General features: G+C 66.8%; 19 protein-coding genes and 1 tRNA gene. 4 read left to right on the forward strand and 16 right to left on the reverse strand.

The genetic code is table 11. The features are described from left to right. Positions 1 to 35: 35 nt before the first annotated feature. The 8 genes from addA to ACPV3N_RS02535 form a co-directional block, all read right to left on the reverse strand. Positions 36 to 3,491, reverse strand: a complete 3,456-nt coding sequence (addA, locus tag ACPV3N_RS02500; RefSeq protein ID WP_440114188.1) for a double-strand break repair helicase AddA — start codon at positions 3,489 to 3,491, stop codon at positions 36 to 38. Continuing rightward, positions 3,488 to 6,436 carry a PD-(D/E)XK nuclease family protein gene (locus ACPV3N_RS02505; RefSeq protein WP_440114191.1) on the reverse strand — a complete coding sequence of 983 codons (2,949 nt, stop codon included), beginning with the start codon at positions 6,434 to 6,436 and terminating at the stop codon, positions 3,488 to 3,490. Before ACPV3N_RS02505 ends, addA begins: the two co-directional genes overlap by 4 nt. Next, positions 6,429 to 7,148, reverse strand: coding sequence for a nucleotidyltransferase family protein (locus ACPV3N_RS02510; RefSeq protein ID WP_440114194.1), 720 nt, complete (start codon positions 7,146 to 7,148; stop codon positions 6,429 to 6,431). The genes ACPV3N_RS02505 and ACPV3N_RS02510 overlap by 8 nt, the downstream gene beginning before the upstream one ends. 13 nt (positions 7,149 to 7,161) lie before the next feature. Next, complete coding sequence (locus ACPV3N_RS02515) at positions 7,162 to 8,136, reverse strand: aminoglycoside phosphotransferase family protein (RefSeq protein ID WP_440114196.1); 975 nt, start codon at positions 8,134 to 8,136, stop codon at positions 7,162 to 7,164. Then, complete coding sequence (gene tsaE, locus ACPV3N_RS02520) at positions 8,133 to 8,570, reverse strand: tRNA (adenosine(37)-N6)-threonylcarbamoyltransferase complex ATPase subunit type 1 TsaE (protein ID WP_440114199.1); 438 nt, start codon at positions 8,568 to 8,570, stop codon at positions 8,133 to 8,135. The genes ACPV3N_RS02515 and tsaE overlap by 4 nt, the downstream gene beginning before the upstream one ends. Beyond that, a complete protein-coding gene (locus ACPV3N_RS02525) occupies positions 8,567 to 10,906 on the reverse strand; it encodes a sensor histidine kinase (protein WP_440114202.1) in 2,340 nt (779 codons plus the stop codon). The genes tsaE and ACPV3N_RS02525 overlap by 4 nt, the downstream gene beginning before the upstream one ends. Positions 10,907 to 10,956: 50 nt before the next feature. Further along, positions 10,957 to 12,360 (reverse strand): adenosylhomocysteinase, encoded by a 1,404-nt coding sequence (ahcY, locus tag ACPV3N_RS02530; RefSeq protein ID WP_440117406.1) that lies wholly within the window; start codon positions 12,358 to 12,360, stop codon positions 10,957 to 10,959. A gap of 174 nt (positions 12,361 to 12,534) precedes the next feature. Then, complete coding sequence (locus ACPV3N_RS02535; RefSeq protein WP_440114204.1) at positions 12,535 to 12,993, reverse strand: S-adenosyl-L-homocysteine hydrolase; 459 nt, start codon at positions 12,991 to 12,993, stop codon at positions 12,535 to 12,537. Positions 12,994 to 13,211: 218 nt separating this feature from the next. Here ACPV3N_RS02535 and ACPV3N_RS02540 point away from each other — a divergent pair, with 218 nt between their 5' ends. Next, positions 13,212 to 13,691: a peroxiredoxin gene (locus ACPV3N_RS02540; RefSeq protein ID WP_440114207.1), complete on the forward strand. Its 480-nt coding sequence runs from the start codon at positions 13,212 to 13,214 to the stop codon at positions 13,689 to 13,691. 72 nt (positions 13,692 to 13,763) lie between these two features. Here the strand turns inward: ACPV3N_RS02540 and folE are convergent, their stop codons facing one another. From folE to ACPV3N_RS02555, 3 genes are all read right to left on the reverse strand, one after another. Then, entirely contained in the window at positions 13,764 to 14,372 is a 609-nt protein-coding gene (folE, locus tag ACPV3N_RS02545) for a GTP cyclohydrolase I FolE (RefSeq protein ID WP_440114210.1), read from the reverse strand. Next, the gene (locus tag ACPV3N_RS02550; RefSeq protein ID WP_440114213.1) at positions 14,369 to 15,913 is read right to left on the reverse strand and encodes a phospholipase D-like domain-containing protein; all 1,545 of its coding nucleotides are present in this window, start codon (positions 15,911 to 15,913) and stop codon (positions 14,369 to 14,371) included. The genes folE and ACPV3N_RS02550 overlap by 4 nt, the downstream gene beginning before the upstream one ends. 148 nt (positions 15,914 to 16,061) lie before the next feature. Next, positions 16,062 to 16,382, reverse strand: coding sequence for a hypothetical protein (locus ACPV3N_RS02555; RefSeq protein WP_440114216.1), 321 nt, complete (start codon positions 16,380 to 16,382; stop codon positions 16,062 to 16,064). Positions 16,383 to 16,519: 137 nt separating this feature from the next. On the opposite strand from ACPV3N_RS02555, the gene ACPV3N_RS02560 reads away from it, so the two are divergent. Beyond that, positions 16,520 to 17,983: a winged helix-turn-helix domain-containing protein gene (locus tag ACPV3N_RS02560; protein ID WP_440114219.1), complete on the forward strand. Its 1,464-nt coding sequence runs from the start codon at positions 16,520 to 16,522 to the stop codon at positions 17,981 to 17,983. Between the two features lie 81 nt (positions 17,984 to 18,064). Here the strand turns inward: ACPV3N_RS02560 and ACPV3N_RS02565 are convergent. After that, positions 18,065 to 18,141, reverse strand: a tRNA-Arg gene (locus ACPV3N_RS02565). A gap of 46 nt (positions 18,142 to 18,187) precedes the next feature. Beyond that, entirely contained in the window at positions 18,188 to 18,607 is a 420-nt protein-coding gene (locus tag ACPV3N_RS02570) for a (deoxy)nucleoside triphosphate pyrophosphohydrolase (protein WP_440114222.1), read from the reverse strand. An 82-nt stretch (positions 18,608 to 18,689) separates the two neighbouring features. Between ACPV3N_RS02570 and ACPV3N_RS02575 the strand changes: the two genes are divergently transcribed. Both ACPV3N_RS02575 and ACPV3N_RS02580 read left to right on the forward strand, forming a co-directional pair. Then, positions 18,690 to 18,872: a Flp family type IVb pilin gene (locus tag ACPV3N_RS02575; protein ID WP_440114225.1), complete on the forward strand. Its 183-nt coding sequence runs from the start codon at positions 18,690 to 18,692 to the stop codon at positions 18,870 to 18,872. A 114-nt stretch (positions 18,873 to 18,986) separates the two neighbouring features. Beyond that, positions 18,987 to 19,151, forward strand: coding sequence for a Flp family type IVb pilin (locus ACPV3N_RS02580; protein WP_440114228.1), 165 nt, complete (start codon positions 18,987 to 18,989; stop codon positions 19,149 to 19,151). 73 nt (positions 19,152 to 19,224) lie between these two features. On the opposite strand, the gene ACPV3N_RS02585 is transcribed toward ACPV3N_RS02580, so the two are convergent. The 3 genes from ACPV3N_RS02585 to ACPV3N_RS02595 form a co-directional block, all read right to left on the reverse strand. Continuing rightward, complete coding sequence (locus ACPV3N_RS02585) at positions 19,225 to 20,694, reverse strand: M48 family metalloprotease (protein ID WP_440114230.1); 1,470 nt, start codon at positions 20,692 to 20,694, stop codon at positions 19,225 to 19,227. A 104-nt stretch (positions 20,695 to 20,798) separates the two neighbouring features. After that, positions 20,799 to 21,746 carry an acetyl-CoA carboxylase carboxyltransferase subunit alpha gene (locus tag ACPV3N_RS02590; RefSeq protein ID WP_440114233.1) on the reverse strand — a complete coding sequence of 316 codons (948 nt, stop codon included), beginning with the start codon at positions 21,744 to 21,746 and terminating at the stop codon, positions 20,799 to 20,801. A gap of 10 nt (positions 21,747 to 21,756) precedes the next feature. Continuing rightward, complete coding sequence (locus tag ACPV3N_RS02595; RefSeq protein WP_440114236.1) at positions 21,757 to 22,629, reverse strand: tyrosine recombinase; 873 nt, start codon at positions 22,627 to 22,629, stop codon at positions 21,757 to 21,759. Positions 22,630 to 22,635: the final 6 nt, after the last annotated feature.

Consider the following 22,635-nt stretch of genomic DNA (forward strand, 5'->3'; position numbering starts at 1 on the left):
CCTTGTGTCGGGTGCTATCTAGGCGCTCGCGTCGCTCACTCAACGCCCGGCTGGGCAAAGCTTTCCGATTTCGCCGTCAAGAGCGCCTTGCGGCTCGCCAGCATCGCGGCCGGGATCTCGATCAGCAGCGGAGTCTGCGTATAAAGCACTGCTGCGCGAATTTCGCGGTCAGGATAGATCGCGACGAGCGCGGCGACATATGCGGCCATCTGACGCAGCGTGCTCTCGGGCACTTCCTCGAGCGATGAGGGCGGACGCCGTGCGGTCTTGAAATCGACAACCGTTACCCTGTCGGGCTCTACCAGCAGGCGATCCGCCGTCCCCGCGATCACCTGCCCTGCGACCGTCGCAGCCAGTGGCACTTCCGCCAGCGAAGCGGACGAGAAGACTTCGGAGAAATCCGGCTCCGCGACGACGCCCAGCGCGCTTGTGAGCATCTCGGCGCGTTCGCCTTCCTCGAGGTCCGGCGCCTGCCGCGCGAGCCATCGCCGGGCGGCATCTTCCCTTGCGGGGGGCGCAACGTCGGGCAAGCGTTCGAGCAGGCGGTGGATGAGCACGCCGCGCCGTGCCGCGATCCGCGCGGCCTCGGGCGGCAGGGGCGGATCGCTGCCCTGATCGGCCCCTGCCGCTGACGGCGCCAGCGGCCTTGGTGGCCGGGGCTCGGGGCCGATCGCGCGGGTCGCCCACTCCGGCAATTCGGCCCTCGCGCCTTCGGCCAGCGGTGTCGCCCGCAGAACCGGAGCGGCCAGCGATCCCCACTCGCGCCGCATGCCCCAGATAGGGTCGTCGATTTCGTCGCTCGTCATCAACGCGGAAAGCCGGGCGTACCAAGAATCCGCGGCAGGCTCGGTCTCCCGCTTGGAAAGCGCCCCGCCGATGAACAGTGCCTCTTCCGCGCGCGTCATCGCAACGTAGAGCAGGCGCCAGTGCTCCTCGCGCTCCGCGCATCGCGCTGCGGCTTCGGCTTCCCGTACCGGCCCCGCCTTTTCCTCCTTGCGCAGCGGCGGCAGCGGCACGCGGCGCTGCCCACCGCCTATCGCACTCTCTTCCAGGGCCAGCCCGGTTGTCCGTGCGGTGTCCGGGTTGCCGGCCGCGTCCGCGAGGATGACGATCGGAGCCTGCAAGCCCTTCGACCCGTGAACGGTCATCACGCGGACGAGTCCGCCCCCACCTTCGCTTTCGCGCTTCAGCTCGCCCTCGCCCGCATCGAACCAGGCAATGAACCCCGCAAGGCTCGCGGTCGAGGTCGCGGCGTAGGCGGAGGCGGCGTTGAGCAGTTCGTCGACCGGATCGTTCACCTCGGGCCCGAGCCGCGCGACCAGTGCCTTGCGCCCCTGCCACGGCCCCACCAGGATCCAACGGAGCATGGCCGCCGGCGGTTCGAAATCGGCGATCCGCAAGAGATCGAGAAGCCTTTCCGCGGTCGCGCGCTGGAGCGGCGCATCGCCTTCGCGAATGTGATCCCACAGCCGCTTGTCCCGGCGGTAGCCGTGGTCGAGGAGGTCCTGCTGGCTCCACCCCCCAAGCGGGCTAACAAGCAGGTTCGCGAGGCTGAGATCGTCGAGCGGCTGCGCGGCGAATCGCAGTGCCGCCATCAGGTCCTTGACCCCCAGCGGCGCGCCCAGGCGGAGGCGATCGACTCCCGCCACCGGAACTCCCGCTGCGTGGAGCCGCGCGACGATGAGACCGGCTAGCTCGCGCCGCTTGCGAACGAGGATCATGATGTCACCCGGCCCGGCGTTGCGCCCGCCGTCCTTCGTCAGGGGAAGGCCCTCGCGCAGCCAGGCGGCTACCTGATCCGCGATGCGATTGGCCATCGCGCGTTCGGGTTCGGACAGCCAGTCCTCCGGGCCGTCCTCGTCTTCATCGGTCCGTGCGCTGACCGGGCGCCACAAGGCAACCATCCCAGGCCGATCAAAGCCTACGTGGCGTTCGACCGTCTCGTCGGCTCCGATCCCGAAGGCCTCCTGGCCGATCGCCGCGATCGCCGCGTCCACGAAATCGAGGACCGGCTGCGACGTGCGATACGACCGACCGAGGCCGAGCGGCAGGAGGCTCTCGATCGTCGGATCGTTCGTCGCGAGGGACTCGATCAGTTCGCGGTAGTACTCGCGCGCGGCAGCGAAATTTTCGGGACTTGTCCCCTGGAAGCCGAAAATCGCCTGCTTGTAGTCGCCGACGACGAAGAGCGTGCGCTGCGCCGTGCCGCGCTGTCCCTCGCCGGAGAAGAAATCGTCGGTGATCGCGCGGACGATGTCCCACTGCGCGTGGTTCGTGTCCTGCGCTTCATCGATCAGCACGTGGTCGAAGCGGCGGTCGAGCTTATAGCGGATCCAGTCCGATATCGCCGAATTGGATAGCAGCGCGGCGGCACGGCAAATCTGGTCGTCGAAGTCGATCAGGCCCTCTCGGGTCTTGGCCTCCTCCCAGGCGAGCGCGAACCGGCGACCGATCTCGAGCGCGGGCGTGACGAGGTCGGCGAGTGCAAGCAGCGCCCGGCGTTCGCGCAGCGCGTCGAGTGATTCGGCCACAGCGGCTAGATGGGCGGCGTAGTCGCAATCCTGCTTCTCCAGGTTCTTGAGCCATTTCGGCTCGCCCTTCTGGGTGAACAACGCGGTTTCCAGCGCCTTTGCTGCGGTGACCCGGCCCATCCCGCTCGCGCCGAGGAAATCCGCGATTGCGTCGAGCGACTTGCCCGCCGTCGGCGTTCCCCATGACGCGTTCGCTGCCCGCACCCGCTCGAGCGCGGCGCAATCAAACACGCCGTCGCTGCACAGTTCGGCGAGGCTTCCTTCGCCAGCGTCGGAAGGCAGCCCTATCAGCCGCAGCACGCGCTCGCGCATCGGGGGTTGCCATCCGCCGGTACCGAACCACAGATCGCGCGCTTCGGCGCAGCGCATCAGCCACAGGGGGACGTCGGCCGGTCCCATCCGCTCGCTGAGCATGCCCAGGGGACCCGAAACCGCCTCGTCGCCCGCCTCCTCCGCCTCGATGACCAATTCGGCGAGGACCCTGCGAGAGAGCAATTCGCGGTCCCGGTCCTCCATCGGCCGCGTTCCCGCGACGAGGCCGGCCTCGTCGGGAAACGCAGCGAGGAGCCACTGCGAAAAGGCATGGATCGTGTCGATCCGCAGGCCCCCGCCCGGACAGTCGAGCACGCTGGCGAACAGCGTCCGCGCATGGGCGATGGTCGCGGGATCGTGCGGGGCGCCGATGGCGATGAGATCCTGCGCGAGCCGCGTGTCGGGCATCCGCACCCAGCTCGCCAGCACGGCATTCACCCGCTCGGCCATCTCCGCCGCGCCAGCCTTGGTAAAGGTCAGGCACAGGATCGAACCCGGGGTCACGCCGGGACGAAGCAGCAGCCGCAGGACGCGGGCGGAAAGCACCTGCGTCTTGCCGGTTCCCGCGGACGCCGACAGCCACACGCTGCGGTCCGGCGCGACCGCGCGCGCCTGGTTGTCGGCCAGCGGAAAGACCTTGCCGCTCATACCCCGTCACCGCCTTCGCGGCGAACCCACTCGTCGAGCCGCATGAGCTGGTCGTAGGTTGCATATCCCGGCGCATCGGGGTTGAGGCGCGCAGTGAACGGCGCTTCACCGAGGATCCACTGGTTGAGCGCGGCATCGAGGTACTGGCGCGCACGCGGCAGGAACTCGCCGGCGGGAACACCCTTCTGTTTGCGTCCCTCGAGTACCGGGGTTTCGACGAACCCGAAGCCGCCATCCTTGTTGCGGGCCAGGGACCAGTATTCGAACCGGGTTGCAGCCCCCCTCGCTTCGGGAAAGGCGCCCTCCTCCACCATCAGGCCGAGCGTACCGAGCTGGAGAGCGAAACCCCGCTCCACCTGCGCCCCGCTTGGAGGCCGGCCGGTCTTGTAGTCGACCACCGCGAAGGAGCCGTCCTCGAGTCGGTCGAGCCGGTCGATCCGCCCCCGGATCGTAATGCCGCGCCAGTCGAGCTCGCCCTGGGCCTCGACCAGCACGGGCGTGCGCAATGGGTCAGCGGCGATCGACGCGGCGACCCATTCGAGTGCCTTCATCAGTCGAGGCCGCCACAGCGCGCGCGTGAGCGGGTGCGCGTTCATCTCGGCGAGTTGTTCTGACGCGATCTCGGGGAGCGGCCGCGCAGACTTGTGCCACTCCTCCAGGATCGCGTGCGCCAGCGTGCCCTGCCAGGCGGGCGACGGCTCAGCGTCGAGGCCGTCGAGTTCCTTCAAACGGAGGATGCTCGACGCATAGAACTGGAACGGATCGGCACGCAGCCGGTCGAGCGAAGTGACCGAAAGTGCGACCCTGCGCTGGGTGGCATCGGGCGCTGGCATCGGGCGCGGATAGGGTGTCGCAGGTTCGGCGTGGTCGATGATTGTGCCAAGCCGGGGGGCCTGCGTCTCGCGGTGCGTTTCGCCCAGCTCTCCCAGCAGGGCCTGCACCCGAAGCAGGAAGCGCGAGGCGATCGCGGGACCGCTTTCGTCGCGCCGCGCGCGGCTGAGGACGACCTCTGGCGCGCCGAGGACCGCGGCGAGGTCATGGGCGGACAACCCGATGCGGAAGTCCGCTCCGGGCACCCCGAGCGCGCGCAGCACCGCCGGGGCGAGCAGGGGATCGGTCGCGGGCCGAGCGGGCCAGGTCCCTTCGTTCAGGCCCGCGGCGATGACGAGGTCGGCGCGCGCCATGCGCGATTCGATCAAGCCATAGATCGCGACGCGCGAATGGCCCCCATAAGGTGGCCGGACCGATATCGCCTCCATCGCGTCGCGCAGCACCGCGCGGAGATCTCCGGCATCGACCCTCGATCCCGCGTCGCGCGCGTGGAGACGCAGGTCCTCGACGAACAGCGCGAGCGCGCGGCCGTCCTCGCGCGCCCACAGCGCGTTTCCCGCGAGCGCTTCGCCGGCCATCGCGAGGCGGTCGAGCCAGTCGGCAAGCAACAGGGCGTCGTCGGCCAGGAGCGGAACGAGGACGGGTTCCACCCCTTCCCACCATGCGAGCACACGCGCCTTCGCCGCATAAGGCCTGAGGGGCAAGAGACCCGGAGCCGGTCGCGGCCCGCGAAGTTCGCGTTCGAACCGCCGAAGCGCGTCGAGCCAGCCGCCACGACCGTCATCCGAACGCACGAGCGGATTGGCCAGCGCCGCGACGAGCTGAACCGGTGCGGCACGCTCGCCCGCCATTTCAGCCAGTTGCAGCAGCAGACGGCCGGCGGTCGTGTCCGACAGGGGGCGTCCAGCCGAATCGTCGGCCACGAGGTTCCATCGCGCCAGATGCTGTATGACGCGGCGGGCCAGCCCGCGGTCGGGCGTGACGAGGGCGACCCGCTTCTCGGGTATCGCCACCGCTTCGCGGATCAGCAGGGCGATCGCCTGTGCCTCCGCCTCGGGATTTGCGGTTTCCATTACCTTGACACCCGCCAGGCGGCGCTTTTCAGCCGGCAGGTCGACCCACGATCGGCTTGCCTTGGGCGGAAGGAACAGAGCCGAGATCGCGTGGCTTCTCTCGGGCGGCGCGGCAGCCAGCCCGCGGCGGTGCCACGGCTGCACTTCCGCGCGGTTGATGCCCATCCGGTTGAGCAGGAGCTTGAGGTGAAACTGCGGGTGGGTGACCGCGTCACCCGGCGCGAAGGGCGGATCGCCGGGATTGTCGCGCGCGCCGGCCGCACCCAGTTCGTCCCAGACCTCGTCGGCCATCGCCAGATCCAGATCGGGCAGTATCACGGCCCCGCGCGGGAGTTCGCTGACGACCCGCAGGAGATTTGCCAGCGCCGGAGCGGCCGAGGTAACACCAGCCGCGACCACGGGCGTATCGGGGGGCGATGCGCGCCAGCGACGCGCGGCGAATTCGAAGAGACGATTGCGCCTTGCCGAGGCGTCGATCGCCCCCTCCGTTTCGAGTTCCGCGAGCCAGCGTTGCTGCACGCGGGCGAAACGCCTCAGCGAGTTGCGCCAGTGGTCCGCAAGATCACCGACGAGATCGAGCACGCGGTCCTGCAGCAGTTCCTCCGGCGCGATGTCCTCGACCAGCAACCGGTCCATGGTCCGCGCCGTCTCGCGCGCCAGCCGCAGGAGCGCTGCGCCCCGGGGTGCCGCCTCGCCCATCTCCTCGCGCAGGATTTCGGCCAGCCGCAGCCAGCGCCGCGTCAGCTCGACCGCGGGCGGAATTTCGGCCCCGCCCAGCGGATCGAGCAGCACCCCTAGCGTCTCATCGAGATCGAGATCGCCCACGACCGCCATCCGCGGCATCAGCAGCCCCTCGCCACTGGCGCGTACGAAGGCGTCCTGCACGGTGCGCGCAGCGCGGGTCGATGGGAGCAGCAAGGTGAGCCGGGCAAGCCCGAGGTCAGGCTCCGCGTATCGCGGGATCAGGCCCGCGACGAGCGCGTCGGCGAACCCCCGGTGCGCGGCGATCGAATAGACCTGCGGCCCCCCCGCATCAGCCACCGCCCAGCGCCTCTTCGGTCGGACGGATCGCCTGCGGCGTCCCGACCTCGAACCACAGGCCGGTGAAGCTGGTGCCGAACAGCCGATCTTCCGCGATCGCGCGTTCCCACAGCTGGTTGGTACTGAACGGACCCTCCGGAGCGTCGCGCAGCAGCCGGTGCGAAACGATCTGAATGCCGGTGTATATAAAGGGCGCGATCCGCCCCGGCTTGCGGCGAGTGAGCCGCCCGAGCGGATCCATGTGGAAATCGCCCGGCCCGCGGAAGTTGACCGCCCGTGCGTGCGGCACGACAAGCAGGAGCGCGTCCATTCTGTCGGGGTCCCATCCCGCCGACAGGTCGGCAAAGGCATTGCGCGGCCCGTCGAGCCAGACGTTGTCGGCGTTGAGGCAAAAGAACGGGTCCGGCAGAAGCCCGGCGGCGTGTGCCTTCACCATCCCGCCCCCGGTTTCGAGGAGCTGGTCGCGTTCGTCCGAAATCGCGACCTTGGGTGCCGCGCGCTGACGGGTATGCGCAACCAGCGGCTCGGGCAGGTAATGGACATTGACGACCGCCCTGGCCACCCCCGCCTCGGCAAGCCGGTCGAGCGCGTGGTCGATCAGCGGCTTGCCCGCAACGCGCACCATCGGCTTGGGCTGGCTGGCGGTGAGCGGGCGCATCCGCTTGCCGAGCCCTGCGGCCATGACCATCGCGGTGTCGCTGGCTAGCTCCATTAGGCGCCCGGGCTCACGCGATCTTTCCGCCACCGCTGTCACGCAGTCGCTGCGGAATATTGACATCGAACCACGCAGCCACCGGCGCAAGCGCGGGATGAGCGAGATCGCGTTCCATCGCCGCCCACACCCGCGGGATCATCGACAGGTAGCGATCCTTGCCGTCGCGCCGGTAAAGGCGGGTGAAGATGCCGACGATCTTGGCGTTCCGCTGCGCGCCCAGACGGGCGTAATCGGCCTCGAATTCCGGGTCCGCATCGACCCGGGCGAGATAGCGGTCGAGCATCGCCCGTTCGAGCGCGGGCGAGACGTCCCGGCGGGCGTCCTGCAACAGGCTGACGAGGTCGTAGGCAGGATGACCGACGAGCGCATCCTGAAAGTCGATCAAGCCTTGCCCGCCATTCTCGAGCAGCATGATGTTCTCGGCATGATAATCGCGCAGCACCGTCACGCCGGGCCGCTGGCGCGCAATCATCGGCGAGAGCGCCTTTTCCCATGCCGCAACGTAACCACTCTCGTCGACCGAGAGGCCGGCGGCGGGGCAGTACCATTCGGTCAGAAGACCGGCCTCGCGCTGGTAGACTGCCATGTCATAGGGCTCGAAAGGCCCGGGCGGCTTTCCATGCAGGTCGATCAGCGCGTCGATCGCCCCGGCATAGGCATCGTGTTCTCCCGCGGGATGCTCGTCGAGCCAGTCGCGCATTCGATCGACGCCGAAATCCTCGAGGAGCACCCAGCCCTGCGCAGCGTCGGCGGCGTAGATGGCGGGCGCGCGCAGGCCGTATTGCGAAAGCCACCGGGCCACGTGCAGGAATGGTGCCGGGTCCTCGTGCGGCGGCGGGGCATGCATCAGCATCGCCCGGCGCCCTTCCCGCTCGATGCGAAAATACCGGCGAAACGAGGCATCGCCCGGGATCGGGTCGACCGCCGCGCCGTCCCAACCTGACCGGGCGAGAAAATCGGCGAGACCCTCGGGAAGCGAACTCATGGCATGCGCCCTAGCCAATCGGCCCCGCCCTCGACAATCGCCGCGCGCCCGTGGGCCCGAGTTTCCAACGCAATTTCGAGGCATTGTGGCTCGTGCGCGAAGCCGCCTGCGTGTTCGGGCCACTCGGCTAGAAGGACAGCGCCCTCGCGATAGTCGTCGAGGCCGATCTGTTCTGCCTCGCCGGGGTGCTCGAGCCGGTAGAAGTCCGCATGGACCAGCGGGGGGTCGAGCGCTTCGTATGTCTCCACGATCGTGAACGTGGGCGAAGGCACCTCGCCGAGATGACCAAGCGCTTCGATGATCGCGCGCGCGAGGGTCGTCTTGCCCGCGCCGAGCCCTCCGCTCAGCGCAACCACGTCGCCGGGGCGCAGGCGGCACGCAATACGCGCGCCAAATGCCGCCATCGCGTCGAGATCGGGCAGTTCGACCCTCACGGCAGGTGGATCGTCGCGAATGTGCCCTCGCCCCTGCGCGAGACGATCTCGAGGGTGCCGCCGTGCGCCTCGACGAGCTCCGTGGCGAGCGGGATGCCGAGGCCCTGGCGCCGTTCGGGCCGGCCGTCGGGGCCGATTCGAAGGCCCTCGCGCGCCCGGCGCAGTTCGTCGGCGGTCATGCCCCGGCCACTGTCCGAAACGACGATCCGCACGCCGTCCTTCTTGCGCGACAAGTCGACGAGGATCTTGCCACCGCTCGGCGTCGCGGCGATCGCATTGTCGAGGAGATGGCCGATCGCGCGGCCCAGCTGGCGCGGGTCGGCCTCCACTTTCGATGTTCCCCCTCCTCGAAGGTCGAGGCTGAGCCCGGCCGCGACGATCGCGGCCTCACGCTCGCGGACGACCTGAGTCACGAACGGCAGAAGCTCCAGCTTCTCCTTGGCGAGCGGCAGCAGTCCCGCCTCGCTTTGTGATAGCGCGAGGACATTCTCGACCTGGTCGGTCAACCGGTGAACCGATTCGAGGATCGCGGCGACGTATTCCTGAGCCTGTTCGCCGAGATCGCCCGCAATTCCTGCCTGCAGAAGCTCGGCAAATCCGCCGATTGAGGTGAGCGGCACGCGAAATTCGTAGCTCATGTTCGCGAGGAACCGCGTCTTGACTTCGTCCGCTGCCTCGAGCGCCTGGGCGCGTTCGCGCAGGGCCGCCTCCGCGTTCTGCGAATCGGTGATGTCGAGGACGGTGAGCAGTCCGTTCCCGTCGGGGAGCGGGACCCCCGCGATTTCAAGCGTGCGGCCATCGGCAAGCGCCACCCGGCCGCCGGTTTGCTTGCGGTCCAGGGTGGCACCGCGCACGATGTCACCCACGGCCTTCGCCTGCCTGGGATCGTTGAGGTGCGGGGTGATGCGGGCGACCAGCTCGTCGGCGGTGGGATGACCCTCGACCTCGTCCTGCTCGAGGCCCCACGCGCCGGCAAATCGCCGGTTCCACAACTGCATGTGCCCGTCCGGCGCAAACACCGCCAAAGCTTCGAACAGGCTGTCGAACGTCGCCGTACGGGTGCGCAGGAGTGTGTCGCGGGTGGCTGACAGCGCCAGGCTCTCGGTCCGATCCTCGGCAATCAGGACCAGCCCGCCGTCGGGCATTGGCTGCGCGACGACGCGCAGGTGCGTCCCGTCGTTAAGCGGCCATGCCTCCTCGACCGCCTCTCCAAAGCCGAACCATTCGGCCCGCTCGGCGCGCCACGCGGGAAAGTCGCGCACTTCCGGCGTGCGCCCCGCCTCGCGCGATTCGCGCAGGAGGCGCTCGAACTCGATCCCGTCGGTCGCGCCGGGCCGCATGGCGAATATGCGGCGAAAGGGCTGGTTGGCGGACAGCAGCCGACGATCCGGGCCGAACTGCGCCACGCCGACCGACAGCTGGTCGAGCATTTGGCGCTGCGCCTCGCGAAACGCACGAAACGTGCGCGCCTGCTCTTCCATTTCCTCGATGTCGACCGCGTAGCCGGCGACGCCCTCTTCCCCGAGGGGCAGGTCGCTGACCCGCAGGCTGCGGCGCTGCCCGCCGATTGTCGCGGCGACGATGCGCTCGACGGGGGTCTTCGCCTGAGCCGCCTGCGCCGCGACCTGCGCCGCGGTAAGGCCGTCGACCGATTCGACCAGTTCGATCTGCGCTTCGACCACGGCCTCGGCACTTTCGGCGCCGACGGCGCTCACGTAGGCCTTGTTGACAAGTTTCAGCCTGGCGTCGGGTCCGCGGAACCACATCGGCAGCGGCGCCGCCTCGATCAGCCCGACGAGCGCGGCGAAATCGCCCTTGGCGCGCGATGCTTCCGCACGCAGACGCGACAGTTCGTCCTGGCTTTCGGAAAAATCGAAGATCCAGAGCAAGGCCGCCCCACCAGGGGAAACCTGGGGATCGGCAAGAACCCCGCGCACAGCAAGGCTTCGCTGCGAGCCCGGGGGGGTCAGTTCCATCCGAAACGGAGCGGCGGTTTTCTGAGTCCGGATGACATGGGCCGACAACTCGGCGAGCTGCTCGGCCGAAAGGCCTCTGCCACCATCCGCGCCGGAAAGTTCACTCAGGTACTGTGGAAGTTTCGGCAGGCCCAGCCATCCCGCGAGCCGGTCGCTGGCCTCGATCCGACCGTCGACCCGCACGATCAGGGGGATCGCGGGTGATTCGTCGATCATCCGCACCATCCGGCGCGCGGCCTTTCGGGCGGCTTCGGCGCGCCGGGTCCTGGCGCCGGCCGCGATCATCATCCACGCCGCGCCCGCGACCCAGGCGGCCAGCAGAAGGCCGATGAGCGCGAGCGCGGTGGAGGTCGACTGCATGGCGGTCAGCTATGCGCGCTGACCGCACTATGCAACGTCATTGCGGCAACTCAGTACCGGTAATGATCGGGCTTGAACGGACCTTCGACCGGGACCCCGATATAATCCGCCTGCGCCTGCGTCAGCCTGGTCAGCTTTACCCCCAGCTTGTCGAGATGCAGCGCAGCAACCTTTTCGTCGAGGTGCTTGGGCAGCACGTAGACGTCGTTGTTGTACTCGTCGCCCTTGGTGAACAGCTCGATCTGCGCCAGCGTCTGGTTGGTGAAGCTGCAGCTCATCACGAAGCTGGGGTGACCGGTCGCGCAGCCGAGGTTAACGAGGCGGCCCTTGGCGAGAATGATGATCTGCTTGCCGTCGGGGAAGGTAACCAGGTCCGTGCCCGGCTTGATTTCCTTCCAGTCGTAATTGTCGAGGGCGCTGATCTGGATCTCGCTGTCGAAGTGGCCGATGTTGCACACGATGGCCATGTTCTTCATCGCCTTCATGTGCTCGGCGGTGATCACGTCCTCGTTGCCGGTGGTGGTAACGAAGATGTCGCAGCGCTTGGTCGCTTCCTCCATCGTCACGACCTCGTAGCCTTCCATCGCGGCCTGCAGCGCGCAGATCGGGTCGATTTCAGTGACCATGACGCGCGCGCCGCCGTTGCGTAGCGAATCGGCGCTGCCCTTGCCGACGTCGCCGAAGCCGGCGACGCAGGCGACCTTGCCGGCGAGCATGACATCGGTTGCGCGGCGGATCGCATCGACCAGCGATTCCTTGCAGCCGTAGAGATTGTCGAACTTCGACTTGGTAACGCTGTCGTTCACGTTGATCGCGGGGAACGGCAGCTTGCCCTGCTTCGCCAGGCTGTAGAGGCGGTGGACGCCGGTGGTGGTTTCCTCCGAAACGCCCTTGATCGCCTTGACGCTGGCGGTCAGGTAGCCGGGCTTCGCCTTCAGGAAGGCCTTCAGCGCACGGACGAATTCGATCTCCTCAGCGTTCGACGGCTCGAACAGGTCCTCGCCAGCCTCGACCCGCGCACCCCACAGCGCGAACATCGTGGCATCGCCGCCATCGTCGAGGATCATGTTGGCGGTCAGGTCGGGGTCGGATTCGCTCGACCAGTCGAAGATGCGGCCGACGTAGTCCCAGTAATCGGCCAGGCTCTCGCCCTTCACCGCAAACACCGGAATACCCTGCGCGGCGATCGCGGCCGCAGCATGGTCCTGCGTCGAATAGATGTTGCAGGTTGCCCAGCGCACCTCGGCCCCCAGCGCGACGAGCGTCTCGATCAACACCGCGGTCTGGATCGTCATGTGCAGCGAGCCGGTTATCCGCGCGCCCTTCAACGGCTGCGAGGCGCCGTATTCTTCGCGCAGGGCCATCAGGCCCGGCATTTCGGTTTCGGCGATCGCGATTTCGTCGCGGCCGTAATCGGCGAGCGCGATGTCCTTGATGACGTAATCGCGGGTCATGGTGTCGGCGGTGGTGGCCACGGGGTCGTCTCCAAATTCGGGAATGGCGCGCCCCTACCCTCCGGCGCGTCCGAAGGCAAATATAAAGCTTCCTTTATATGTGTGGTGAGCGGTTCCCACGAAGAACGGGCGGTCGCTCCGCAGCGCCGCCCGTTTCCCCCCGCTTGACCGGTTTCAGCGGCGCGAAGCGATTTGCGGCGGACGATCGCCCAGCATCTCGTCCGCTGCGGCGATGAGCCGGGAGCGGTCGCGCGTCGCGGCGAGTTCGCGCGTTGCCGACTTGAGTTCGCTGCAACCCAGCCAGGGATGGCCCACGCCGTACTGGTTGGCCATTCCGACCGATACGCTGTCGAGGGCTTTCTTGGCCTGCTGCGGGCTCATCCGGGCCTTGTAGTCGGCCTCCATCGTCCGGAACGCCTCTTGCATGACCGGATACTGGTTGGTCGAGAAGCGCGCGTAATCGGCCTGAAAATTGTCTGCTCCGAAGCGGCAGCGCAGCGAGCTTACCATCAACATGATATCGAGCCGGCGCAGCTTGGCCGCTTCGCCGGGCGTGCCGGCCACCGCTGCATGCGGAGTTGCAAGCAGCGCCATGGCCGCCGCCGCCGCGGCCAGTTTCGTGATTGTCCTCATGACCCCATTCTCCCCGAACGGGCCCCACCCCGGCCCGCATGATCCGGCGAACGGACCCGCCCGCCTGATCGGGAGAGTGCGCCCGGTCGTTTACCCGTTCTTAAACGGCAGCGGTGAAGCGAAATTAACCACGCCGAAGGCGCGCTTGCGGTTGCGCCGGGCGCCCGCGGCGCTATCTCGACCGGCGAATGGACGGGACAGTGAAGGGAAATTGCAAGATGACGATCAAGGTGGGCGACACGCTGCCCGACGTGAAACTGGTCAAGGCGACCGAACAGGGCCCCGAGGCGATCCAGAGCAGCGAGTACTTCAAGGGCAAGAAGGTGGCGCTGTTCTCGGTGCCCGGCGCATTCACCCCGACGTGTTCGGCACGGCACCTGCCCGGTTTCGTCGAGAAGGCCGACGAACTGAAATCCAAGGGTGTCGACGAAATCGTCGCTACCGCCGTCAACGATCCCTTCGTGATGGGCGCGTGGAACAAGGCAGCCGGGTCTGACGACATCACCATGCTGGCCGACGGCAACGGTGAATTCGCCGAAGCGATGGGTCTCACCATGGACGGGTCTGCTTTCGGCCTCGGCAAGCGCGGACAGCGCTGGTCGGCGATCGTCGAGGATGGCGTTGTCAAGGAACTCAACGTCGAGGCACCGGGCGATTTTTCGGTTTCCAGCGCGGATCATCTGCTCGGTCAGCTCTGACCGTCAGCAACCAGTCGGACAGGAAAGGGCGGCGGCACCAGGTGCCTGCCGCCCTTTTTCGTGCGGTCCCGCTCAGTAGCCCATGAGCTTGAGCACTTCCTCGCGGCTCCGCGGATCGTCGAGGAACGTGCCCATCATCCGGCTCGTCGTCATCACGACGCCTGGCGTGCGCACGCCGCGCGCGGTCATGCACGAATGTGATGCCTCGATCACCACGGCGACGCCTTGCGGCTTGAGGTGCTCCCAGATGCAGTCCGCGACTTCCGCGGTCAGCCGCTCCTGCACCTGGAGCCGCCGCGCAAAGCCGTGGAGCACGCGCGCGAGCTTGCTGATGCCCACTACCCGGTCGTTCGGGAGATAGGCGATTGCCGCCTTGCCGATGATCGGCGCCATGTGGTGTTCGCAATGGCTCTGGAACGGGATGTCCTTGAGCAACACGATCTCGTTGTAGCCGCCCACTTCCTCGAAGATCCGGCTGAGGTGAACCGACGGATCTTCGGAATATCCGAGGCAGTATTCCTTCCACGCCCGTGCCACGCGCGCCGGCGTGTCGACCAGGCCTTCGCGCGTGGGATCGTCTCCCGCCCACTCGATCAGCGTGCGGATCGCGTCCTGCACGTGATCGGGAACCGGGGGCTTGCCGCGCGGATCGTCTTCGTCGGGGCCGACCAGGCTGCTCATTGTCTTCGTTTCCTCCTGCCACGCACACGGCTCCAGGCGCGGCTGACGAGACTGCCCTGCTTCATCAGGCCGCCCTTGGCAAACGGTTCGAACATGTCGTCGGGCGACTCGGGATCGAGGATCTGCGATCCGGCCAGCGTCTCCTCGATCTCGTCCACTTCGGGGGGTTCGAAGCGGCGAAGCTGGCGGGAGTTCTCCCGACCGTGCCTCTCGATGAAGGCAAGCATCGATCCGCAGTCCTCGAGCGCGCGGCCGACCGCTTCCTCTTCCATCCCGCAATGTTCGGCAAGGAGCGAGCGGCGGATCGCGGCGATCCCATCGCAGGCATGGGAGTTGCCCGGTCGCGCGCAATCGATGAACACGTCACATTCGCTGTCGAGGCCCATTGACCGGTTATTCCAGTTCGCAGAGCCGATGCGCAGGACCCGGTCATCGAAGATGGTCAGCTTGGCATGGACGTAGATTGGCGTCTCGCCCGTGTACGGGACGAAGAAACCGAAGCGCTTGCGGTGATCAACCTCGGCCAGCGAATGCAGCAGGCAGTTGCGCGCGTGGTCCATCGCGACCTGTTCGAGCCAGCCGTCCGCCGTCTCCGGCTGGACCATGACGATTTCGGGCGGATCGTCCTCTTCCAGTCGCTTCGCAAGCGCGTCGGCGATGCGGGGCGAGGTGAAATACTGATTTTCCGAGTAGATGAAGTGCTTTGCGCCCGCGATCTGGGCGAGCAGCAATTCCTCTATTTCGCTGACCCCCTCGAGGCCGTCGTATTTGGCGCGGGTCCGCGCGATCCCGATCTCGACGTTTTCGAACTGGACCGGCAACTCCTTCGGCCAGAGGCTTTCGAACGGGATCTCCACTTCGCTCAAGGGCTCGCCGCCAGCGCGTTCCCACCGCTCGCGGCTGAGCGCGCCGAGATGCCGTGCAGCCTCGCCCTCCATCATCATCGTCGCGTCGTGCCAAGGACCGTAGCGCAGGCCGTGAGGCCGATGCCGGCGGCGGTCCCTTTCGAGGTGCTCGCGCGTGTCCCAGCGCTCCTGGGTCATGTCGATCCCGCCGCAGACTGCGAGCTTGTCATCGAGCACGGCGATTTTCTGGTGATGCGAGCAGCCGACCGGGTGATGGCCGTCAAAGTTGAAGTTGATCTGCTTGTAGGCGGCCATGCGGATGACGTCGAACAGCATGAATCCGCGGACCGCGAACTCGAACACGCCGAGTCCCCATTTGAGGATGTCGATCTCGATGCCCCTGCGGTGCCGCGCGAGCCAGACGATGAAACTGCCGAGCCGCCGGGGGTAGGTTCGCCGGAACAGGCGGCTGAACCAGCGACGCCCGACCGCCAGGTGAATCCGCGTGTCGAAATCCCATCCGACAAGCAGGATTCGGCGGCGCGCGTTCAGCATCGCCTTCTGCATCAGCGCGAAATAGTCTTCCGCATCGACGATCACGCTCGCCCGGTCGACGCGCGCGAACCGCCAGACTCCCGCCTCGACCGACTCGTCGGTGAACTCGACCGGGCCTCGTTTTTCCTGCGTATCGGCCACATTTCCCCTTCGCGGCTCAGCGCGTCCCTAGGGGCAATGGCCGAAGGTTGCGAGGGGTTCCTTGCGTGCGGCGCGTCCGGTCCGAAGCAATCGAGCCGCTTGGGCCGCCGTCATCCCGGATGGCGGCCCGCCGTTCACCTCGCTTGGCCTAGTTGCCTACGAACGGCTCGGCACGCTGAGGATTGCAGGCCCATCCCGGTATGAACGACTCCACGCGCGGATCGTTGACGGCGGGGTCGAGGAAAGGAGCCAGCCAGGTCTGCGCAAAGAAGAATCCGTATGACTGCACCCGGCCACCCGGATCAGGGGGCGGACCTTCGTCGCCCTCGGGCGTGTCGTTCTGCCCGGAAAAAGCGCAAGATGACTTCCCTTTCACGGTGATCGGCTTGTCGTTGCCCGTGATTTCACCTGCCAGGGCCGGGCCGGACACCAGGCATGCGAGAAGTGCGGTGGTCACGATTTTCTTCATGGTCGGCTCCTTGTGTAGGTCACCGACAGGGATCGTGCTCCCGGGTTCTTCATCGAGCGAGCACCCGAAGCTGATGATTTGCTGACGGCAAGCTGATATATGCGGGTTCCAAGCGGCACGCCGAAAGGAGATGCCTCTTGCGACAGGAGCATTGCGACGAATTCGTCAGGCTGGATGCGACCGAGTCGTTTCGCCTTGGCGCGGTGCGCGTGGAGCCCGGTACCCGGCGCATTCTGCACGGCAATGAGGAGTTGCTGCTCGAGCCCCGCGTGATGCGCGTGCTGGTTGCGCTCGCCCAGGCGAACGGCGAGGTGGTTGGTCACGACACGCTTATCCGCAGGTGTTGGGACGGGCAGGTCGTCGGAGACAACGCGATCCAGCGCGCCGTATCGAAGGTTCGCCAGGCCGGAATCGGCTTCGGTTCAGGCGCTTTCGACGTGCAGACGGTTCGAGGCGTGGGATATCGCCTACGCAGCGCAGAGCATGGTGACCGGCCCGACGAGCGTCGCTTGCAGCCACGCTTCGACCGCAGGATCGCGGTGGCGGCGGTGGCGGGCGCGGTGCTGGCAGGAGGAGCGGCCTTCCTGCGGAGCCGGGCAGACGAGGTCGACCCGCGAGCGCTCGAGCTCTTCGAAAGGGCCGAAGTGGCCCGTCGTGACGAGGGATGCGCTCTCGTTCCCGGCCAGGCGCCGTCGCTGTTCCGGTCCGCGATCGATATCGCCCCGCAATACGGCGCGCCATGGGGAGGCCTCGCCCTGGTGTCTGCCAAGGCTCTCGACTGGAACGACGACAATCAGCGGAACCTGCGCGGAACCCTCGCGGCCGCCAGGCGCGGAGCGGAACTCGATCCGGCGCATCCATATCCTCGCATCGCGCTGGCACTCGCCGAACCGACTTACAAGCGCTGGCGCGTGCAGCGTGAAAGGCTCGAGCAACTGGAAGCGCGCCTGTCGCCGGGATGGGATCTGCCGGCTGCAATCGGGTTTCTGGCGCTGTGCTGCGGCGAATTCGATGTATCTATCGCTGCTTTGCGGCGGGCGCTCGATCGTCAATGGAACCTCGCCGGGGTCCAGTTCTGGCTAGGGCACGCCCTCGTTATGGCGGGACGGGAAGATGAAAGCATCGGCGTTGCAAAGGAGGCGCTGGCCCACAGCCCCAACAACTGGTGCGCCTGGGAAACGGCCTTTCGCACCAACCTGATGTCGGGCAAATTTCAGGCGGCGACTTCCCTCGTAGCCGACGCCGACGCGGCGCCGGTCAATATCCGTCCGCAAGGGCGAGTCGCCCGTCTGATGCTCTCGCGAGCGGTGGGCGAGGGAGATGCGGCGTCGAGGAAAAAGTGCCTGGACTATTACCGCGAATCGATCGCCCAGTGGCCCAGCTCGATCCCGCTCGCAGCGGCGCCTCTTGCCTTGTTGCGGGAATTCGACCTGCTGACGACCGCAATAACCGGTTACCTTCTCAGCGAAGGTCCCATGGCGGTCCCTACCGACTGGCGCAGGCACCCGTGGTTCCTTTACCAGCCGCCGCTGCTGGAACTGCATGATCATCCCCCCGTGCGCCGGGCGATGCTCAAGCTGGGCCTGGAACCGCGGCGCTAATCGCCAACGCGCGCCATACGCTCGCCCAGGACCCGAAGGAGAGCTGCTCGATCGTGCTGCGTTGTGGTGAACGGGGGAAGTTGGCGCGCCCGGAACGATTCGAACGTCCGACCCTCAGATTCGTAGTCTGATGCTCTATCCAGCTGAGCTACGGGCGCGCTTGAGAGGGGGCCACATAGGCATGGGTCGAAGGCTTGGCAACACCTATTGCGTGCCTGATCGCAGGGTTTCGACCAATGCCCGGTCGAGAGGCGGCAGCGCGAGCCCCCCTGCTTCGGCAAGGGAGAACCAGTCGATCGCAGCTCCCGCCTCGGCTACGGGATTCCCCCGCCAGACGCCGACCCTGTAAAGCAGGATGACAATTCCGGGATGATCGCATGTCGGTTCGCATTCGGCGAAGGCGAGCGGCTGGAGCCCGGCTGGATCGATCGATATCGTCAACTCCTCGTTAAGCTCGCGAACCAGCGCTTTCCGGGGATTTTCGCCCGGCTCGACCTTTCCCCCGGGGAATTCCCATAAGCCCCCGTGGTGCTTTTCCGGTGGCCGCCGCTGGAGAAGGAAGCGCCCGTCCCCGCCTTCCAGCGCACCCGCGACGACGGCGATCCATGTCGGATTCTTTTCCAAGCGCAGCGTTCCCCGAAACCTTTTCTTAACCCGGCTGGCGCACAACGCATCGTGTCAGGAAGTATTCGACGGACAACAACCCATGCCGATGCGCAAGCTCTTCAAAAGAATTGCCGCCGACATCTCGGGGGCCACCGCCGTCGAATACGGCCTGATCCTGGCGATGGTTTTCCTCGCCATGATCGTGGCAGTTCAGAATTTCGGAAACACCACAATCACCATGTGGAACAATGTCGCCGACAAGATGGACAAGGCCTCGAAGTAATAAGCCAGCGGTTAGGATTTTATCAACTCCGACGCCGTAACTCACAATGCAGTCCAAGCCGTGAATATGGGTTCGGCAAGGACCGGGTAGCGAAGACTGACCAGGAGACGTCACATGCAGTTCATCAAGAATCTCGTTCGCGACGAAGCGGGCGCCACCGCCATCGAATACGGCCTGATCGCCGCTCTCATCGCGGTCGCCGCGATCGCCGCGATGCAGGGCCTCGGCAACCAGCTGAGCGGAACCTTCACCACCGTTTCGACCAAGATGAAGGGCTAATAGCCACTTCCGGTCAAAACTGAAAAAGAGGCGGCGGGAGCGATCCCGCCGCCTTTTTTTTGCGCGCCGGTCGTCAGCGTCCGCGAACGACGATCTTGACCTTCTGGCCGGGACGCAGCGTTTCGCTCGAAGTCAGCCCATTCAGCACCCGGAAGCGTTGCTCTTGAGCGGTGGAATAGGCCATCCGCGCCGCGAGCGACTGGACCGTGTCGCGCGATCCCACCGTCACCACGTCGATCACGCGCGGCACCACCTGCGCCGCTTCGTTCGCGCTGATGCGGCGCATCGAATTGAACATCGGCGAGAATACCTCCGACCGGCCCGCCTGGCTTATGGTCACGAAGTGGAATGCCTGGCTGTTGGAAAATTCGTAAGCGAACACCACGACATCGACCTGGCTGCCGCCGCTGTTGACGCGCGCCGTGCCGTAAGCCGCGGGTAGCCCGTTGACGGTCGTGCGCTGGATCGTCTGAGGCGCGAGCTGCTGATTCTGGGCGAGGCTGCTGAACGCCTGCCTCACATAGGTTTCAAGGTTGCCGTTATAGGGCGCGGTCGTCATCTGCGCCTGACCGCTCTGGCCGTTGATCGATACCGCGCGCGTGCCGTTGACCATGTAAAAGCCACTCGGCGCGGTAAACGCCAGCCGCAATTCGGGATGGATGAACTGGTTGCCCTCGATAACGCCTTGCGACGGGTCGTCGCCATAGGTCAGCCCGTCGATCCGCGAAAGGAACGTGTCGCGATTGGTGATCCCGGTCCCGGTTCCCGCGAGGCTGAGCGCGTTCTGGACGCGGCTGGCAGGATCGGGGTGGGTGGATGCCCATTCGGGGATGGTCGCGTTCTGGCGACCCTGCAGCGAAGCATCGAGCGCGTTCTGCATCGCGAGGCTTTGCAACACTGTCGCCATCGCGTGCGGATCGTACCCCGCGCTGTTCAGGTACTGGACCCCTAGCTTGTCGGCCTCGAGTTCCTGTGACCGCGAGAATTTCAGCGTCAGGAGCTGCGATCCCTGCAGGAGTCCCTGCGAGATCTGCTGGCCGATACCGCTGTTGCCGAGCAGGATGCCGGAGAGGATTGCGCCCGCCGCGCCCAGCAGGGAGTTCTGGGTGGCCTTGGCCTGACGCCGCTGCGAATGGCGGGCCGCGACGTGCCCGACCTCGTGACCGAGGACAGCCGCGAGTTCCGCCTCGTTGTTCATCAGGGTCACGAGCTGGCGGGTGGTGTAGACGTAGCCGCCAGGGATCGCGAACGCGTTGTTCACGGAGCTGTTGAGCAGCGAGACGGTGAACGAATCGCGCGCATTGCCGAGGCCCGACTGGACCGCGATGTTCTTGCCCACCTGCTCGACATAGGCGGCGTAGGGCCCGGTCATGGCCCCGCCGAATTCCTGCATGATCTGGGGGTGGGCCTCGGCGCCCTGCTGCGCTTCGCTCTGGCTGATGGGGGCGGACGGATCGGGTATCGAGCCGCCCATCGTGGCGCACCCGCTCAGCGCGAACGGGATAGCGGCCGTGAGAAGGGCAAGGGTCTTCAGTCGCGACATGGATATTTCCCCTGGCATGCGCGGCGCCCACCCGCCGCCTGCGGTTGTCATGTGACGGGAAAACCCATGCCGTAGCGGCTAGTTCCCCGCAGGGGATCTGCGGTCTAGCTGCTCCCGAGCGCGAGAAACCGCTCTTCCCGCAAGCGCCGCAGCGCTTCGGGCGAAAGGGCGACAAGCGCATCGAGTTCTTCCGCGATCGCCGCGCCCAGGTCGCTCGCGGCCTTCCCGGGATCGCGATGCGCCCCGCCCACCGGCTCGGGCACGATTCGATCGATCACGCCGAGTTGCTCGAGGTGCTGCGCGGTGACCTTCATGGCTTCGGCCGCCTCGGGCGCCTTCTCGGCGGTGCGCCAGAGTATGGAGGCGCAGCCCTCCGGACTGATGACCGAATAGACCGCGTGTTCGAACATGAGCACGCGTTCGGCGCTCGCCAGTGCGACCGCGCCGCCCGATCCACCCTCGCCCACGATCACCGAGACCATCGGCACCGGCAGCGCGAGGCACGCCTCGGTCGAACGCGCGATAGCCTCGGCCTGGCCGCGCTCCTCGGCCTCGATGCCAGGGAACGCGCCCGAGGTATCGACCAGCGTGACGACCGGCAGGCCGAACCGCCCGGCCATGTCCATCAGGCGGATCGCCTTGCGGTAGCCTTCGGGCTTGCCCATGCCGAAATTGTGGCGGATCCGGCTCGCCGTATCGTGGCCCTTCTCATGCCCGATCAGCATGATCTTGCGCCCGCCCAGCTTGGCAAGACCGCCCATGATGGCCTCGTCGTCGCCGTACAGGCGGTCGCCGCCAAGCGGCACGAAATCGGTGAAGGCATGGGCCACGAAATCGCGGAAGTGCGGCCGGCCCGGATGCCGGGCGACCTGTGTCTTCTGCCACGGCGTAAGCGAAGAGTAGGTCGCCGCGAGGAGATCGGCGCTCTTGGCTTCCAGCCGCGCGATCTCTGTCGAGATGTCCACCTCGTCGTCTTCGGCCGCCGAGCGAAGTTCCGCGATACGGCTGTCCAGCTGAGCGACGGGCTTCTCGAATTCGAGATAGGATTGCATTTTGGGGCAGCTAGTCGCGCTTGATGCCATGCGCAAGCGGGTGGCGTTCGTTGACCAGCGCGACGAGCCGCGCCGAATCGACGTGAGTGTAGATCTGCGTGGTCGCGATATCCGCATGGCCGAGGAGGGTCTGCAGCACGCGCAGGTCGGCACCGCCTTCGAGCAGGTGGGTCGCAAACGCATGCCGCAGGACATGCGGACTGACCTTTTCCGGCGCAATCCCGGCGCGCCCGGCCAGTGCCTTGACCAGCTGGAAAAGGCGGACGCGCGAAAGATGGCCGCCCCGCGAAGGAAACAGGAACCGGCCTTGCGGGCGGACTGCGATCCATCTGCCCAGCACGGCGATCGCGCGCGCGCCGACCGGGACCATCCGCGCCTGCCCGCCCTTCCCGGTGACGGTCACGAACGGCGCATCGCGCGGAACCGCGGCCAGCGGCAGAGAAACGAGTTCGGTCGCCCGCAAGCCCGATCCGTAGAGCATCTCGACCAGCGCGAGCGTTCTGACCGCGGCGGGCACATCCCCCGCCGCCTCCGCTTCGGCGCGCGTAAACAGGGCTGCCACTTCATCATGGGTGAGAACCTTGGGCAGCGGGCGGCGCGCGGTAGGCCGGGGCAGCGCGGACGAGGGATCGTCGCAGCGCACGCCCTCGTCGACGAGAAAACCGTAGAACTGGCGCAGCGCCGAAGCTTTGCGCGCGACGCTTGCAGGCGCGAGGGCCGACCACGCGCCGCCAAGCCGGGCGAGCGCCGCACTGTCAGCCCGCACCAGGTCACCAACTGCGTCGGCGGCTCCCTCGAGGTCCCGGCGATACGCCGCCAGGGTGTTTTTCGCCGCGCCGCGCTCGGCGGCCAGCATCGAGAGGAAATCGTCGATCGCGGTCATCCCCAG

This window comes from Tsuneonella sediminis, from assembly GCF_051912845.1.
GTDB classification, from domain to species: domain Bacteria; phylum Pseudomonadota; class Alphaproteobacteria; order Sphingomonadales; family Sphingomonadaceae; genus Tsuneonella; species Tsuneonella sediminis.

What these genes read in the sequence shown, in the direction of transcription:
- ACPV3N_RS02580 (WP_440114228.1), top strand. Translation starts at nt 18,987, where the DNA reads ATGCAGTTCATCAAGAATCTCGTTCGCGACGAAGCGGGCGCCACCGCC.
- ACPV3N_RS02540 (WP_440114207.1), top strand. Translation starts at nt 13,212, where the DNA reads ATGACGATCAAGGTGGGCGACACGCTGCCCGACGTGAAACTGGTCAAG.
- ACPV3N_RS02590 (WP_440114233.1), bottom strand. Translation starts at nt 21,746, where the DNA reads ATGCAATCCTATCTCGAATTCGAGAAGCCCGTCGCTCAGCTGGACAGC.
- ACPV3N_RS02515 (WP_440114196.1), bottom strand. Translation starts at nt 8,136, where the DNA reads ATGAGTTCGCTTCCCGAGGGTCTCGCCGATTTTCTCGCCCGGTCAGGT.
- ACPV3N_RS02555 (WP_440114216.1), bottom strand. Translation starts at nt 16,382, where the DNA reads ATGAAGAAAATCGTGACCACCGCACTTCTCGCATGCCTGGTGTCCGGC.
- ACPV3N_RS02585 (WP_440114230.1), bottom strand. Translation starts at nt 20,694, where the DNA reads ATGTCGCGACTGAAGACCCTTGCCCTTCTCACGGCCGCTATCCCGTTC.
- ahcY (WP_440117406.1), bottom strand. Translation starts at nt 12,360, where the DNA reads ATGACCCGCGATTACGTCATCAAGGACATCGCGCTCGCCGATTACGGC.
- ACPV3N_RS02535 (WP_440114204.1), bottom strand. Translation starts at nt 12,993, where the DNA reads ATGAGGACAATCACGAAACTGGCCGCGGCGGCGGCGGCCATGGCGCTG.
- folE (WP_440114210.1), bottom strand. Translation starts at nt 14,372, where the DNA reads ATGAGCAGCCTGGTCGGCCCCGACGAAGACGATCCGCGCGGCAAGCCC.
- ACPV3N_RS02595 (WP_440114236.1), bottom strand. Translation starts at nt 22,629, where the DNA reads ATGACCGCGATCGACGATTTCCTCTCGATGCTGGCCGCCGAGCGCGGC.
- addA (WP_440114188.1), bottom strand. Translation starts at nt 3,491, where the DNA reads ATGAGCGGCAAGGTCTTTCCGCTGGCCGACAACCAGGCGCGCGCGGTC.
- ACPV3N_RS02525 (WP_440114202.1), bottom strand. Translation starts at nt 10,906, where the DNA reads ATGCAGTCGACCTCCACCGCGCTCGCGCTCATCGGCCTTCTGCTGGCC.
- ACPV3N_RS02510 (WP_440114194.1), bottom strand. Translation starts at nt 7,148, where the DNA reads ATGGAGCTAGCCAGCGACACCGCGATGGTCATGGCCGCAGGGCTCGGC.
- ACPV3N_RS02575 (WP_440114225.1), top strand. Translation starts at nt 18,690, where the DNA reads ATGCCGATGCGCAAGCTCTTCAAAAGAATTGCCGCCGACATCTCGGGG.